Here is a 15,117-nt window from a genome sequence, read left to right on the forward strand (position 1 = left end):
TTTGGCACGCTGTTGAGTTCTCAAGGAACGGACGCTTCCTTTGTACTCACCCGAGAGACTCTCTCGCGGCTTTCCTCCGGGCGCTTCCCTTCGGTGTCCCCAACTCTATCAGTGTTTTTCCGCCTCTCTGAACCACCGTCCTGCGAGCACGCAGAAGGCAACCCCGAGATGAGGATCTGACAAGTTGGATGCTGCTGAGCAAGGACGCTGTGGAGCGCCGCTCGGCCTCAAGCAGGAGTACGACTGTACACGCGGCCGCGAACCCCACGCAAATCGATGGGGGTTGTGGTCTAGACCACTAACTGGGATCATCGAGCGGAACCGTCACTCGATGTGACATAGCCTGCTGCACAGTGCGCCGTCCGGCACAGGCAGCGACGGCCCCTCTGAATCTCCACCCTGGGAGGCTTCCCATGACCACCGTGACGTCCCCGCTCGCCGGACGCGCCATCGGACTGGCCGCCGTGCCCGATCCGGTCTTCTCCGGCGCCATGGTCGGCCCCGGCACCGCCATCGACCCCGTGCGTGAGCCCTCCGAGGCCGTCGCGCCCGTGGACGGAGTGATCGTCTCCCTCCACCCGCACGCTTTCGTCGTCGTCGACGACAGGGGACACGGCGTGCTCACCCACCTGGGTATCGACACCGTGCAGCTCAACGGCGAGGGTTTCGAACTGCTCGTGAACAAGGGCGACACCGTGACCCGCGGCCAGGGCGTGGTGCGCTGGGACCCGGCCGCGGTCGAGGCCGCCGGCAAGTCCCCGGTGTGCCCGGTCGTGGCGCTGGAGGCGACGGCCGAAGCGCTCTCCGAGCTCCGCGACGACGGCGAGGTGAAGACCGGGGACAGCCTCTTCCTCTGGAAGTGACGTCCATGCCGTCGTATGACGGTGAGCAGGAACAACCACCGCGGCGGCGGGACCCCGCTGCACTATCGGAGACGGGTGAGATGGAGACAACGCTGCGAGGCGTCGGCGTGAGCCACGGTGTGGCGATCGGCGAGGTTCGGCACATGGGAACGGCGGTGCTGGAGCCGCCTGCCAAGCAGATTCCGGCCGAGGACGCGGAGCGTGAACAGGGGCGCGCACGCCAGGCGGTGGAAGCGGTCGCGGCCGACCTGGTCGCGCGCGGCAACCTGGCGGGCGGCGAGGCCCAGGCGGTCCTCGAGGCGCAGGCCATGATGGCCCAGGACCCCGAGCTGATCGCGGACGTGGACCGTCGTATCGCCGTGGGAAGCACGGCCGAGCGGGCGGTGTACGACGCCCTGGCGGCCTATCGTGCGCTGCTGGCCGGCGCCGGTGAGTACCTCGCCGGTCGCGTGGCCGACCTGGACGACGTGCGGAATCGTATCGTCGCCCGGTTGCTCGGGGTGCCGATGCCGGGGGTTCCGGACAGCGACGAGCCGTACGTGCTGATCGCCCGTGACCTGGCTCCCGCCGACACGGCGCTGCTGGACCCGACCCTGGTACTCGGTTTCGTGACCGAGGAGGGCGGACCCACCAGCCACAGCGCGATCCTGGCGCGGGCCCTCGGGGTGCCCGCCGTGGTGGCGCTGCCCGGCGCGGGTGAGCTCGCCGAGGGCACGATGATCGCCGTGGACGGCAGCACCGGTGAGATCTTCGTCAATCCCAGTGCGGAGAAGAGGGCGCAGCTGGAAGGCGCCGCCGCCGAGCGGAAGGCGGCGCTGGCCGCCTCGACCGGGCCGGGTGGCACCTCGGACGGTCACAAGGTGCCGCTGCTGGCCAACGTCGGTGGTCCGGCGGACGTACCGGCCGCGGTCGAGGCCGGCGCCGAGGGTGTCGGTCTGTTCCGTACCGAGTTCCTCTTCCTCGACGACAGCAAGAACGCGCCGTCGGAGGAGAAGCAGGTCGAGGCGTACCGCAAGGTGCTGGAGGCGTTCCCCGAGGGGCGCGTCGTGGTGCGGGTGCTGGACGCAGGGGCGGACAAACCGTTGGAGTTCCTGACGCCGGCCGACGAGCCGAACCCGGCGCTGGGCGTGCGGGGTCTGCGAACGCTGCTCGACCACCCGGACGTGCTGCGCACCCAGCTGACGGCGCTCGCCAGGGCGTCGGAGGGGCTGCCGGTCCATCTGGAGGTCATGGCCCCGATGGTGGCCGACCGGGCCGACGCCAAGGCGTTCGCCGACGCCTGCCGGGCGGCGGGTCTGCACGCGAAGTTCGGCGCGATGGTGGAGATCCCGTCGGCCGCGCTGCGAGCGCGCTCGATCCTGCAGGAGGTCGAGTTCCTGTCGCTGGGCACGAACGACCTCGCGCAGTACACGTTCGCCGCCGACCGTCAGGTGGGCGCGGTGTCCCGGCTCCAGGACCCGTGGCAGCCCGCGCTGCTCGACCTGGTCGCGCTGTCCGCCGACGCCGCGAAGGCCGAGGGCAAGAGCTGTGGTGTCTGCGGCGAGGCCGCGTCGGACCCGCTGCTCGCGTGTGTGCTGACCGGGCTGGGTGTCACCTCTCTGTCCATGGGTGCGGCGTCCATCCCGTATGTCCGGGCGGCGCTGGCGAAGTACACGCTGACGCAGTGCGAGCGGGCGGCGGCCGCCGCGCGGGCGGCGGACAGCGCGGAGGAGGCCCGCACCGCGGCGCAGGCCGTGCTGTCGGGCGAGTAGCGGTTCGCCGGCGATCGGTCGCCGGTCCTTCGGGGCGCTCCACCGCGCGGGTGGGGCGCCCCTTCGGTATGTCGGGACTGCGGTGGTCTCAGTGCTGGTGGGACGTCGGTCCCTGGGCTCCCAGGTCCGGTGGTGCGCAGTAGTCGACGTCCGACTCCGGGGAGATGAGGTCTCCGGATTCGACGTCCGTGCAGTAGGCGTCGAACACCTCTCCCGCGGTGAGGGGTTCCAGGCCGTCCCGGATGCGCCAGCCGTAGACGCGGTCGGCTGTGCCGGGGGCGCTGGTTCGCATGACGAGTCCTCCCGGGCCGCCGATTCCGAGGCCGAGGGCCAGCACGGTGGTGAACTCCAGTGCCTCGGCCTCGTCGAGTTGCGTGACCCCGTCGGTGTCGTCGTCGGCGTGGAGGACGGCCACCACGGTCTCCGGGGTGCCGGAGACGCTGCAGACGAGGTGCCGGTTGCCGGGCCGGGCCGTCTCCAGGATGCGGACCAGGAGGTCGGAGGCGCGGACGAAGGCCGCGCGGCCGAGGTCCTCGCCGCCGGAGGCGCAGGAGCCGAGCCGGGCCAGGAGCGTGGAGGCGTACTCCCAGGTGGCCTGGCGGACGGCCTCGTCGACGAGGGCCGGGACGAGATCGGAGAGCGGCCGGCCGTCGTACGGGAGGGTGGGCCCGGTGGTGGCCAGTTCGGCGGTGAAGCGGGTCCGGCTGGACGGGGCGTCCGGGTCGAGCCCGGTTTCCGCGCAGAACTCGGCGTAGTCCTCCGGGTCGAACAGGGTCACCGTGGTGTGACTGCCCTGGGAGGCACGGGTTTTGAGGAGCGCCTCCACCTGTTCCAGGTAGGTCGTGTGGTCGTCGAAGGTGAAGCTGCGGTAGCGCCGCATGGCGCGGAAGTCGTGCTCGTCGGTGAGCAGCCCGATGGTGCCGGCGATTTCGCGGCGCAGGACGCGTCGCATGGTCTGGTGGTCGGTGTGCGCCATGAGTCCCCCTGAACACAGTCGATCAATGCTCACTCACAGTAATCGGCGGCACTGACAACGGCGTCCGGGGGTGCGTCAGGCGCGCTTGCGGGCCAGTTCCTCGTAGAAGTGGAGCAGGTCGAGGTTGTCGATGGAGCCGGCGTTGACGGCCTTCTCCAGGGGTGTGCCCTGGAGGAGGCGTTTCACCGGTACCTCGATGCGCTTGCCGGTGAGGGTGTGCGGGATGCCGGGGACCTCGATGACCTCGTCGGGGATGTGACGCGGTGAGAGCTGTTCGCGGATCGTCTGCTTGATGCGGTTCAGGAGGGCCTCGTCGAGCGATGCGCCGGGGGCGAGGTGCACGAAGAGGGGCATCCAGTAGCCGCCGTCGGCCTGCTCGATGCCGATCACGAGGCTTTCCCTGATCTCGGGGAGGCGTTCCACGGCTTCGTAGATGTCGGCCGATCCCATGCGCACGCCCTGCCGGTTGAGCGTGGAGTCGGAGCGGCCGTGGATGATCACGGAGCCTCGGGAGGTGACCGTGATCCAGTCGCCGTGGCGCCACACGCCGGGGTAGGTGTCGAAGTAGCTGTCGTGGTAGCGGCTGCCGTCGGGGTCGTTCCAGAAGCGGATCGGCATGGACGGCATGGGGTTGGTGACCACGAGTTCGCCGACCTCGTCCACCAGGGGCCGGCCGTCCGGGTCCCAGGACTGGAGGTCGGTGCCGAGGCCGGGTGCCTGGAGTTCGCCGATGTGGACGGGAAGCGTGGGTACGGCTCCGGCGAAGCAGGAGCAGACGTCGGTGCCGCCGCTGACGGAGGCGATCCACAGGTCGTCGCGGACCTCGTCGTGCAGCCAGCGGAAGCCGTCGGGCGGCAGGGGGGATCCGGTGGTGGCGACGCAGCGCACCGCGGAGAGGTCGAAGTCGCGGGCCGGGTGCACGCCCGCCTTGCGGCAGGCCATGACGTAGGCGGCCGAGGTGCCGTAGAGGGTGGCCCGGGTGCGTTCGGCGATGCGCCACTGGGCGCCGGTGTCCGGGTAGCCGGGGCTGCCGTCGTAGAGCACGATCGTCGTGCCGGTGAGGAGGCCTGAGACGAGGAAGTTCCACATCATCCAGCCGGTCGAGGTGTACCAGAAGAAGCGGTCCTCAGGGCCGAGGTCGCAGTGCAGGCCGAGCTGCTTGAGGTGTTCGACCAGGATGCCGCCCTGGGACTGGACGATGGCCTTGGGCAGGCCGGTGGTGCCCGAGGAGTAGAGCACCCACAGGGGGTGGTCGAAGGGCACCTGCTCGAAGACGGGCTCCACGTCGGCGGCGGTCAGGGCCGACCAGCCCACGGCGCCTTCCGGGGCCTCGGTGCCCAGGAGCGGGATGTGGACGACGGCGCGCAGGGTGGGCAGTTCGCGGCGGAGTTCGGCGACGGTGTCGCGGCGGTCGTGTTCCCTGCCGCCGTAGCGGTAGCCGTCGACGGTGAACAGGACGACGGGTTCGACCTGCTGGAAGCGGTCGAGGACGCTGCGGGCGCCGAAGTCGGGGGCGCAGGAGGTCCAGACGCCGCCGACCGCTGCCGTGGCGAGGAGGGCGACGACGGCTTCGGGGATGTTGGGCAGGTAGCCGCTGACGCGGTCGCCGGGGCGTACGCCGAGCTCGCGGAGTGCGTCGGCGAGGGATCCGACCTGGCGGCGCAGTTCGGACCAGCTCACCGGGCGGGGTTCGTGCGTCTCGTCGACGTGCAGCAGTGCGGGCTGGTCCGTCCGGGTGGCGGCGGCGCGCAGCGCGTGTTCGGCGTAGTTGAGGGTCGCTCCGGGGAACCACCGGGCGCCCGGCATCGAGCGGTCGCCCAGTACGCGCGCGTAGGGGGTGGAGAACCGTACGTCGAACCACTCGGTGACGGCTTGCCAGAACGCGTCGAGGTGGTCGACGGACCAGCGGTGCAGGGCCGGGTAGCCGCCGTGGGAGGGGGCGTCGTGGTGCTCGGCGGCCCAGGCCTGGAATCGGGTGACCTGTGCCCGCTCGACGCGTTCGGCGTCCGGCTGCCAGAGCGGCTGGGGGTTCACGGTCGACATGGGGCGGCTCCCGGGCTGTGCGCGTTGTGTGCGTCGGGCGCGCACGGCAGGGGTGTGCGCGTGACGCGGCTGACACGGACGATGCCATGTGATCGACTTCTGCACCAGGGCGCGCCCCACATAGTCCGTGTCGTGAAGATGTGGTCCCAGCACGGGTGAACGGAAGTTGAACGACACGCACGCGCAGGGCCGTCGATGGCAGGGTGAGCAGCATGGACGGTCGTGACCTGGTGCGTTCGGTGAAGGCGGTCGGTACCGCGGGGGTGAGTCAGGGGTTGCGTACCGTACGGGCCGCGTGGCGCCGGAGGCGTGCCGACGCCTCCGGGCTCCCGGCGCGGGGGGCGGAGCGGGCCCGGGTGCCGGGTTCGGTGAGGGAGGTCGAGCCGGGGCCGGGGGGCGGCGTCGTGCGGTTCGCCCGGTCCGAACTGCGTGTCCTGGTGGCGGTGAACGGGGCGGTCTTCTGGGGCTGGGACGGGGCCGGTCCGGAACCGTCGTACGCGCTCGCGGGCCGCTGTCCCGAGCCGGACCCGCGGGCGGTGCTGGAGCCGGACAAGGAGGGTGGCTGGCGGGTCGTCGCCGAGCGGGTGACGGTGGTCGTCTCGCGGCACGGTGCCGTCGAGGTGCTCACGCCCGGTGGTGTGGTCCTGCGCCGGGATCTGCCGCCCCGGTGGTGGGAGCCGGTCGGTGGTGGCGCGGCGCGCTGGATGCAGCGGTCGGAGGTGGCCGCGGACGCCCGGTTCTTCGGGCTCGGGGGACGTGCCGGGGGTCCGCGGCTCAGGGACGGCGCGTACCGGCTGTGGAACTCCGACCCGGGCCGGCCCTTCGGCCCCGGTGACGATCCGCTGTACCTGACGATGCCGGTGCAGGTGGTGGTCGCCGACGCGGCCACGCACCTGGTGTTCCACGACACCTCGTGGGACGGCAGGGTGACGCTGCGGGAGGGCGAGGAGGGCGCCGGCTCGGGGCACGACCGGGCGGGGACGTGCGAGTTGCGGATGGATGGCGGTCCACTGCGGTGCTGGGTGGTGGTGGGTACTCCCGCGCGCGTGCTGCACGTCTGGGCCTCGCTGGCGGGGGCGCCCGCGCTGCCGCCCGCGTGGGCGCTCGGCCACCATCACGCGCCGTGGGGCTCCGGCGGTGAGCAGGAGGTGCGGCGGCTCGTGGCGGGTTATCAGGAGCGGGGGCTGCCGCTCGACGCCGTTCATGTGGGTCTCGACCGCCACGACGGCCATCGCGCGTTCGGCGTGGACACCGAACGGTTTCCGAAGCTGCCGCAGCTCGCCGCGGACCTGCGCCGGGACGGAGTCCGTCTGGTGTCGGCCGTCGACGCGGGAGTCGGCGCCACGCCGGGCGACGACGTGTACGACAGCGGCACGGCCGAGGACGCGTTCGTGCGGGACGCCTCGGGGCGGGTCGTGCGGGGCGTCGGGCGGGCGGGTGAGGTGGTCTTCCCGGACTTCACGAGCGCGCGCGTACGGCGCTGGTGGGGCGGTCTGTACGAGGAGCGGCTCGTCCAGGGGTTCTCGGGTTTCCGGCACGACGGGAACGAGCCCACGTGGGTCGCCCCGTTCGGCGAGCCGACCCTCCCCCGGTCGGCCCGGCACGCGCTGGAGGGACGCGGCGGCGACCACCGCGAGGCCCACAACGTCTACGCGCTGTGCATGGCCAGGGCGGCTCACGAGGGGATGCGGGAACTGGCGCCAGGACAGCGGCCGTTCGTCTTCTCACGTTCCGGGTGGGCCGGGCTCCAGCGCTACGGCGGAACCTGGTCCGGTGACGTGGCCACCGGCTGGCCCGGCCTGCGGGCCTCGCTGTCGCTGGTCATGGGGCTCGGGCTGTGCGGGGTGCCCTACTCCGGGCCCGACGTGGGCGGTTTCGACGGGGTCCCGTCTCCTGAGCTGTACCTGCGGTGGTTCCAGTTGGGGGCCTACCTGCCGCTGTTCCGCACGCACGCGGGTACGCGCGCGGGGCGCCGGGAGCCGTGGGAGTTCGGTGCCGAGGTCCTGGAGCACGCGCGCGTGGCGCTCGTCGAACGGCGGCGGCTGTCGCCGTACCTGATGACGCTGGCGCATCTGGCCCGGCGCACGGGCGCGCCCTGTGTGCGCCCGGTGTGGTGGTCGGCGCCGGAGGACCGTGCGCTGCGTGACTGTGAGGACGCGTTCCTGCTCGGTGACTGTCTGCTGGTGGCGCCGGTGCTCGGTCCGGGCGCGGACCGGCGGGCCGTGCAGTTGCCGCGGGGGCACTGGTACGACACGGCGACGGGACGGTCGTACGAGGGGCCGGCCCAGGTGCTGGTGGACGCCCCGCTGTCGCGGATACCGGTGCTCGTGCGCGCGGGCGCCGTCGTCCCCGTGCGCGGGGACGACGGCGGTCTGGAGCTGGAGGTGTGGGCGCCCTCCCGGGGCCGGACCGGGGAGGGGCTGGTGGTGCCCGACACGGGCGACGGGCACCACCAGCCGGAGATCGAGCGCTATGTCTCCCGCTGGGAGGGCGACCGGGTGGTCGTCGAGCGGGAGGGTGAGGACGGGATGGGCGTGCCTCCCCACCCGGTGCGGGTCCGGGGGCTCGGGGAGGACTGACCTCAGACGTACCGGCCCTCGAACCACGCGCGCGCGACCGCGGTGTGCAGGGGGAAGGCGAGCTCCTGCGGCCTGCGCAGGAGGTGCCAGCCTTCCGTCTCGTCCGTGGCGGCGGACCGGGGGAGGCTGTCGGCGGGCCGTTCGGGCAGGAGGCCGAACAGCAGGAGGTGCCCGTCGTTCGAGCTCATCGCGTCGATGAGTCGTACGTCGCGGGTGGCCACCTCGATGCCCGTCTCCTCCCTGAGTTCGCGGACGAGGGCGTGCCGCCAGTCCTCCCGGTCGTCCAGGAACCCGCCGGGCAGGGCGACCCCCCCGCGCGCGGGCGCGACGGTGCGGGTGATGACGACCAGGGCGGTGCCCTTCTCGTCGTACACGGGCTGGAGGGCGACCGCGACCGGAAGCGGGTTGCGGTAGGCGACGGTGTGACAGGCCGGACAGGTGCGCGGCCAGCCGGAGGCACCCTCTCCGTAGGGCGCTCCGCAGCTGGAACAGTGCGTTCCGGGGCCGGAGTTGGGGGCTGAGTGTTGGGTTTCGGACACGCGGCGGACTGTATCCGATCATCGGAGGCGTGTTCGCCGCAGGCTCCGCGCCCGGTGCCGGGGAGGCGGTGCCGCACCTCGGTGCGGTCGGCGCGCGGTCGGGCCGGCACCGGCGGGAGGGACGGCCGGAACCACCCCCGTGGGCCCCGGCCGCCCCTCCCGGTACGACGACGCCGGGGCGGCCCGTCCGGTTCTGCGCGACGCCCTGCCTGTTTCCGCCCCGCCGTGCCACACTTCTGACGTTCCGTCAGATTCGGTGTCGGGAGGGACCTTGCCGCACACACGCACACCCGTCGTGGCCGGGTGGTTCGCCGGTGAAGGGGACGAGTTCAGGCTCCTCGGCACCCGCTGCACCGCCTGCGCCTCGGTCTTCTTCCCCCGGGAGGACGTCCACTGCCGCAACCCCGGGTGCTCCGGGGGCGGCCTGGTCGAGGTCCCGCTCTCCCGCCGCGGGCGCGTCTGGTCGTACACGGACAGCCGCTACCGGCCGCCGTCACCGTATGTGACGGACCCGGAACTTCCCTGGGAGCCGTACGCGTTGATCGCTGTGGAACTGGAGCCGGAACGGATGGTGGTACTGGGACAGGGCGCTCCCGGGGTGAGCGTCGCCGATCTGACGGTCGGCATGGAGATGGAGATCGTCCGGGGCGTCCTTCCGCCGGGCGGGGAAACGACCTGGAACTGGCGGCCGACGGGGGTGCGGGCGTGACGACGGAGGTCGCGGTGCTCGGCGCGGGCCTGCACCCGTGGGGCAAGTGGGGCCGAAGCTTCGTCGAGTACGGCGTGGCGGCGGCCCGGGCGGCGCTCGCCGACGCCGGGCTGGACTGGCGGGACGTCGGCTCGGTCGTCGGCGCCGACACCGTGCGCGGCGGCTACCCGGGGTACGTCGCGGGCGCCACCTTCGCCCGGGCGCTCGGCTGGCAGGGCGCCAGGGTCGCGAGCGTCTACGCGGCCTGCGCGTCGGGGGCCCAGGCCGTCAACACCGCGCGTACGCAGATCCTCGCGGGCCTGGCGGACGTGGTGCTGGTGGTGGGCGCCGACGCGGCGCCGAAGGGGTTCTTCCGGCCCGCGGGCGGCGACCGGCCCGACGATCCGGACTGGCTGCGGTTCCGGGTCCTCGGGGCGACCAATCCGACGTACTTCGGCCTGTACGCGCGCCGGCGGATGGCCGTGCACGGGGACACGAGGGAGGACTTCGCGCAGGTGAAGGTGAAGAACTCCGCCCAGGGGGCGCTGAACCCGAACGCCCGCTACCGCAGCCGGGTCACCGCCGAGGAGGTCGCCGCCTCCGCCGTGGTCGCCGATCCGCTGCGGCTGCTCGACATCTGCGCGACCTCCGACGGCGGCGCCGCACTGGTGCTGTCCAGCATGGAGTTCGCGCGCCGGCACGGGGTGGCGCGGCCCGTGCGGATCCGGGCGGTGTCCACGGTGACGCCGCGTTACCCCAGCACCGTGCTGGACCTGCCGGACATCGCGACGGACTCCGCGGTGGCCGTCGAACCCGCAGCCGAGACCTTCCGCGCCTCCATCGCGTCAGCCGCCTACGAGGAGGGCGGCATCGGGCCCGGGGACCTGTCCCTCGCCGAGGTCTACGACCTGTCCACCGCCCTGGAGTTGCAGTGGTACGAGGATCTCGGGCTGTGCGGAGCGGGCGAGGGCGCGAAGCTCCTGCGGGAGGGCGCGACCGCTCTGGGCGGACGCATACCCGTCAACGTGAGCGGGGGCCTCGCCTCCTTCGGGGAGGCCGTTCCGGCGCAGGCGATCGCCCAGGTCTGTGAGCTGACCTGGCAGTTGAGGGGAACCGCGGGCGACAGACAGGTGGCGGGGGCGCGGGCGGGGATCACCGCGAACCAGGGGCTGTTCGGACACGGGTCGGCGGTGGTCGCGGTGCGGTGAGGCGGGGGCGCGGAGGGACGGTCGGTGGCGTACGGCTCGCGGGGCGGGGCAGGGCAGGCGACTACGCCCTGGCGCCCGCAAGCGCTTTCTCGCACGCTGTGTCATCACCCCGGAATGCTGCGTGAACGTCTCGTGAACTGGGCCTGGGTGGGCTCCGGCAGCGCAATCATGCTGCCGTGCCCTCCTGGACGGATACTCTCCGCTTCGCCTTCCAACCGGTGGTCAACCTGATGACCGGCGGGGTCGCGGGGCTGGAGATACTCGCCCGGCCGGAGACCGGCGACATCCTGGCCGAGGCCCGCCGCGATCCCGAACTGGACGGCCGGCTGGCGGTGTTGGCGGTCCGCGCCGCCGCGCGCCGGGAGACCCTGCTGCCGCTGCACGTCAACGTGTTCGCCGGCACCCTGGCCGACCTCGGCGGGCTCACCCCCCTGCACGACGCCGTGCGGGCCGTGGGGCGACTGCCGTGGGAGGTGACGGTCGACGTCGGCCCGCCGTACACGCACGTGCCGCAGAAGGCGCTGCTGGAGGCGGTGAACGGGCTGCGGGCGCAGGGCTTCCGGATCGCCGCGGACGGCGTGGGCGACGGCGACGCGCCCCTGCGGCTGCTCACCGACCTGGCCCCGGACCTGGTGAAACTCGACGCCTCCCTGCTGTCCCGGCCCGCGGCGGTACGCGCCATGCGGACGTTGTGCGACCAGCTGGGAGCGCTGCTGTCCGTCGAGGGCGTGGAGAGCGAACTGCAGTGCGCGGCGGCGCGGGCCACGGGCGCGCAACTGGCTCAGGGCGTGCTGTTCGCGCCGCCCGCACGGGTGCCGACGGCCGATGTGTACGTTCCGCCCCACTCCTTCGGTGTCCTGGCGGCGCCACGGCCGGGGCCCTCGGTGCGGGAGTTCGTCCGGCCGGCCGCACTGTTGGCCGCCTCCGCGTCGGCCGGCCAGGTGCGGGCGCTGCTCACGGGGTCGCCGGAGGTGTCCGGGGTGGTGCTCGTGGACCGGGACGGCGTGCCGGTCCGGTCGGTGCACCGGTCCCGCTTCCTGCTGTCGATGTCGGGGCGCTACGGACACGCCCTGTACGCCGACCGGCCGGCCTCCAGACTCGGGGACCCGCCACGGACGGTCGGCGTCGACGCGACCGCGTGGGAGGTCCTGGACGTGGTCGCGGTCGGCGGCCGGGACCGTACGTCCGACGATGTGGCCGTCGTCGACCGGTACGGGCGGTGCGTGGGTGTCGTACGGCTCGCGGACCTGGTGCGGGCTCTGGCGGAGAGCCGGGTCGAGGAGGCGGCCGGGCTCAATCCGCTGACCCGGCTGCCCGGTTCGGACGCCGTCACCGCAGAGGTGGACCGGCGGATCGCCGGCGGGAGGCCCTTCGCGCTGAGCTGGCTGGACGTCGACCACTTCAAACTGGTCAACGACGGGGCCGGGTTCGCGGCGGGCGACGAGCTGATCCGATCGGTGGGGCGGGCGTTGCAGCAGGCGTCGTCCGGCGCTACGCGCGTGGGGCACATCGGCGGGGACGACTTCCTGGTGCTCGCGGAGTTCGAGTGGCTGGAACCCCTCGCCGCCGCCCTGCTCGACGCGCCCTGGTCGGCCGGCGGGCGCCCCGTGACGCTGTCCCTGGCCACCGTGCTGTGCGCGCCGGGCAGCGTGACGGACCACCGGGAGGCCGCCTCCTGTCTGGCGCCGCTGAAGAAGGCCGCCAAGGCGCTGCACGGCGCGAGTTGGGTCCTGGGCCGGCCCGGACTTCCCGGTCACGAGGTGCGACGCGGCTCGGGGGCGTCCGGCACGCCGGCGGGGTACGCGGTGGCGGAACCCGGCTGACTCCGAGGGGCGGGCGGGGCGTCGGCGGTGCGGCCGGAACCCTTCGGCCGGCCCGTCGGAACCGGTGCGGTCGGCGACCTTGACGCTCCGTGGGTGCCGGTGAACACTTCCGGGTGTCGGTCGACATCGCCGTACATTCTCGGCGTATCCAGGCACTACGCCGCGCGGGCCCCGCCTGAGCCACGGGCCCTTCCCCCACGGGCGATTCGGCTGCCACGGCACGCTCGTCACGGACGCCGGGCGGGGCGCGGGACCCTCCCTGCCCCCGGCTGTTCGCCAAGGGAACCGCACCCTGCACGGAGGACCGGGGCCGACCGTCCCGGGCCAGGGCCTAGGAGCCGCCATGAGCAACGGGGACATATTCCTCGGCGAAGTCATCGGTACCGCGATCCTGATCCTCTTCGGCGCCGGCGTGGTCGCCGCCGTCGTACTGAACTACTCCAAGGCGAAGGACGCCGGCTGGATCGTCATCACCTTCGGCTGGGGCTTCGGCGTGCTGGCCGGGGCCTACACCGCGGCTCCGCTGTCCGGCGGCCACCTCAACCCGGCGGTGACCATCGGCATCGCCGTCGACACCGGGGAGTGGGGCAAAGTCCCGTTCTACCTCGGGGGCCAGATCGTCGGCGCGATACTCGGCGCGGTCCTGTGCTGGCTGGTCTACTTCGCGCAGTTCCAGGCCAACGCCGACGACGACATCGCCCAGCCCACCCTCGGGATCTTCGCCACCACGCCCGCGATCCGCCATCCCGTGGCGAACCTCGTCACCGAGATCATCGCCACCATGGCGCTGGTGCTGCCGGTCCTGGCCTTCGGCCTCACCAGGGGACTCGGCGAGTCGGGGACCTCGATCCTCATCGTGTCCTTCCTGGTGGTCGGCATCGGTCTGTCGCTCGGCGGGCCCACCGGATACGCCATCAACCCGGCCCGCGACCTGGGCCCCCGTATCGTCCACGCACTGCTTCCCATCCCCAACAAGGGCACATCCGAATGGAGTTACGCGTGGATTCCGGTGGTGGGACCGCTGATCGGCGGGGCGCTTTCCGGACTCATCTTCAACGCAGCCTTCTGAAGGAACCGACGAAGGGACGTCATGACGGACAGGTTCGTCGCCGCCATCGACCAGGGCACCACCTCCAGCCGCTGCATCGTCTTCGACCAGGGCGGTGCGATCGTCGCCGTCGACCAGCGCGAGCACCGGCAGATCTTCCCCAAGCCGGGCTGGGTGGAGCACGACGCCACCGAGATCTGGTCCAAGGTGCAGGCCGTGGTCGCCGGGGCACTCGCCAAGGCCGGACTGCGCGCCGACCAGCTCAGCGCGCTCGGCATCACCAACCAGCGTGAGACCACCGTCCTGTGGGACCGCGCCACCGGCAAGCCCGTGCACAACGCGGTCGTGTGGCAGGACACGCGCACCGCCGCACTCTGCCACCAACTGGGCGGCCCGGACGGGCAGGACCGCTTTCGCGACCAGACCGGTCTGCCACTGGCCAGCTACTTCTCCGGCCCCAAGGCGGCCTGGCTGCTGGACAACGTGCCGGGGCTGCGCGCGCGGGCCGAGCGCGGCGAGATCGCCTTCGGCACCATCGACTCCTGGCTGATCTGGAACCTCACCGGCGGCACCGAGGGCGGACGGCACGTCACCGACGTCACCAACGCCGGGCGCACCATGCTGATGAACCTGGAGACGCTCCAGTGGGACCCCTCCATCCTGTCCGCGATGAACGTGCCCGAGGCGGTGCTGCCAGAGATCAGGTCGTCCGCCGAGGTGTACGGCACCGCCGTCGGCCAGCTCGCCGGGGTGCCCGTCGCCTCCGCGCTGGGCGATCAGCAGGCGGCCGTGTTCGGGCAGGCCTGCTACGACGTGGGGACCGCGAAGAACACGTACGGCACCGGCAGTTTCCTGCTGCTCAACACCGGCAACCGGCCGGTGCCGTCGAAGAACGGCCTGCTGACGACGATGGGCTACAAGATCGGCGACGAGGCTCCGGTCTACTGCCTGGAAGGCTCGATCGCCGTCACGGGCGCGCTGGTGCAGTGGTTCCGCGACCAGCTGGGCATCATCCGCAGTGCCGACGAGATCGAGGCACTGGCGGCGAGTGTGGACGACAACGGCGGGGCGTACATCGTGCCCGCGTTCTCGGGCCTGTACGCGCCGTACTGGCGCTCCGACGCGCGCGGAGTCGTCACCGGCCTCACCCGCTACGTCACGAAGGCACATCTCGCGCGCGCGGTGCTCGAGGCGACCAGCTGGCAGACGCGCGAGGTCGTGGACGCCATGTTCCAGGACTCCGGGGTGCGGATCACGACCCTGAAGGTGGACGGCGGCATGACCGGCAACAACCTCCTCATGCAGCACCAGGCGGACGTGCTCGGCGTGCCCGTCATCCGGCCCCGGGTCTCCGAGACGACCTGCCTCGGCGCCGCCTACGCGGCCGGACTCGCCACCGGGGTGTGGAACGACCTCGACGAACTCAAGGCGCACTGGCAGAAGGACGCCGAGTGGACGCCGTCGATGGAGGCGTCGGTGCGTGACCGCGAGTACCGCCGCTGGCGCAGGGCCGTGGAGAAGAGCTTCGGCTGGCTGGAGGAGGGCGACGACTAGCGGCTGTCCTTCGGGTCGGGCCGCGGGGCGCGCGGCCCGCTGGAC

11 protein-coding genes are annotated in these 15,117 nt (G+C 72.5%); 8 read left to right on the forward strand and 3 right to left on the reverse strand.

What is annotated here, in order from left to right:
• The first annotated feature begins 413 nt into the window (after positions 1–413).
• Together AC07AZ_RS13125 and ptsP are read left to right on the forward strand one after the other, a co-directional pair.
• A complete protein-coding gene (locus AC07AZ_RS13125) occupies positions 414–863 on the forward strand; it encodes a PTS sugar transporter subunit IIA (RefSeq protein WP_478846917.1) in 450 nt (149 codons plus the stop codon).
• Between the two features lie 80 nt (positions 864–943).
• Positions 944–2,614 carry a phosphoenolpyruvate--protein phosphotransferase gene (gene ptsP / locus AC07AZ_RS13130; RefSeq protein WP_478846919.1) on the forward strand — a complete coding sequence of 557 codons (1,671 nt, stop codon included), beginning with the start codon at positions 944–946 and terminating at the stop codon, positions 2,612–2,614.
• Between the two features lie 88 nt (positions 2,615–2,702).
• Here ptsP and AC07AZ_RS13135 read toward each other — a convergent pair whose 3' ends face one another.
• Together AC07AZ_RS13135 and AC07AZ_RS13140 are read right to left on the reverse strand one after the other, a co-directional pair.
• Positions 2,703–3,590, reverse strand: coding sequence for a hypothetical protein (locus AC07AZ_RS13135; protein WP_478846921.1), 888 nt, complete (start codon positions 3,588–3,590; stop codon positions 2,703–2,705).
• Between the two features lie 75 nt (positions 3,591–3,665).
• The gene (locus AC07AZ_RS13140; RefSeq protein WP_478846923.1) at positions 3,666–5,633 is read right to left on the reverse strand and encodes an acetoacetate--CoA ligase; all 1,968 of its coding nucleotides are present in this window, start codon (positions 5,631–5,633) and stop codon (positions 3,666–3,668) included.
• Between the two features lie 212 nt (positions 5,634–5,845).
• Between AC07AZ_RS13140 and AC07AZ_RS13145 the strand changes: the two genes are divergently transcribed.
• Positions 5,846–8,212 (forward strand): TIM-barrel domain-containing protein, encoded by a 2,367-nt coding sequence (locus AC07AZ_RS13145; RefSeq protein ID WP_478846925.1) that lies wholly within the window; start codon positions 5,846–5,848, stop codon positions 8,210–8,212.
• Positions 8,213–8,214: 2 nt separating this feature from the next.
• Here AC07AZ_RS13145 and AC07AZ_RS13150 read toward each other — a convergent pair whose 3' ends face one another.
• Positions 8,215–8,751, reverse strand: a complete 537-nt coding sequence (locus AC07AZ_RS13150; protein WP_478846927.1) for an NUDIX domain-containing protein — start codon at positions 8,749–8,751, stop codon at positions 8,215–8,217.
• Positions 8,752–9,022: 271 nt separating this feature from the next.
• Here AC07AZ_RS13150 and AC07AZ_RS13155 point away from each other — a divergent pair, with 271 nt between their 5' ends.
• From AC07AZ_RS13155 to glpK, 5 genes are all read left to right on the forward strand, one after another.
• Entirely contained in the window at positions 9,023–9,460 is a 438-nt protein-coding gene (locus AC07AZ_RS13155; protein WP_478846929.1) for a Zn-ribbon domain-containing OB-fold protein, read from the forward strand.
• Positions 9,457–10,647 carry a lipid-transfer protein gene (locus tag AC07AZ_RS13160; protein WP_478846931.1) on the forward strand — a complete coding sequence of 397 codons (1,191 nt, stop codon included), beginning with the start codon at positions 9,457–9,459 and terminating at the stop codon, positions 10,645–10,647. The genes AC07AZ_RS13155 and AC07AZ_RS13160 overlap by 4 nt, the downstream gene beginning before the upstream one ends.
• Before the next feature lie 176 nt (positions 10,648–10,823).
• On the forward strand, positions 10,824–12,470 hold the full coding sequence (locus AC07AZ_RS13165) for an EAL domain-containing protein (protein ID WP_478846933.1): 1,647 nt from the start codon (positions 10,824–10,826) through the stop codon (positions 12,468–12,470).
• A gap of 343 nt (positions 12,471–12,813) precedes the next feature.
• Positions 12,814–13,539: an MIP/aquaporin family protein gene (locus AC07AZ_RS13170; protein ID WP_478846935.1), complete on the forward strand. Its 726-nt coding sequence runs from the start codon at positions 12,814–12,816 to the stop codon at positions 13,537–13,539.
• Positions 13,540–13,560: 21 nt separating this feature from the next.
• Positions 13,561–15,072 (forward strand): glycerol kinase GlpK, encoded by a 1,512-nt coding sequence (glpK, locus tag AC07AZ_RS13175; protein ID WP_478846937.1) that lies wholly within the window; start codon positions 13,561–13,563, stop codon positions 15,070–15,072.
• Positions 15,073–15,117: the final 45 nt, after the last annotated feature.

The sequence above is a fragment of the Streptomyces sp. NPDC043878 genome, assembly GCF_056435735.1.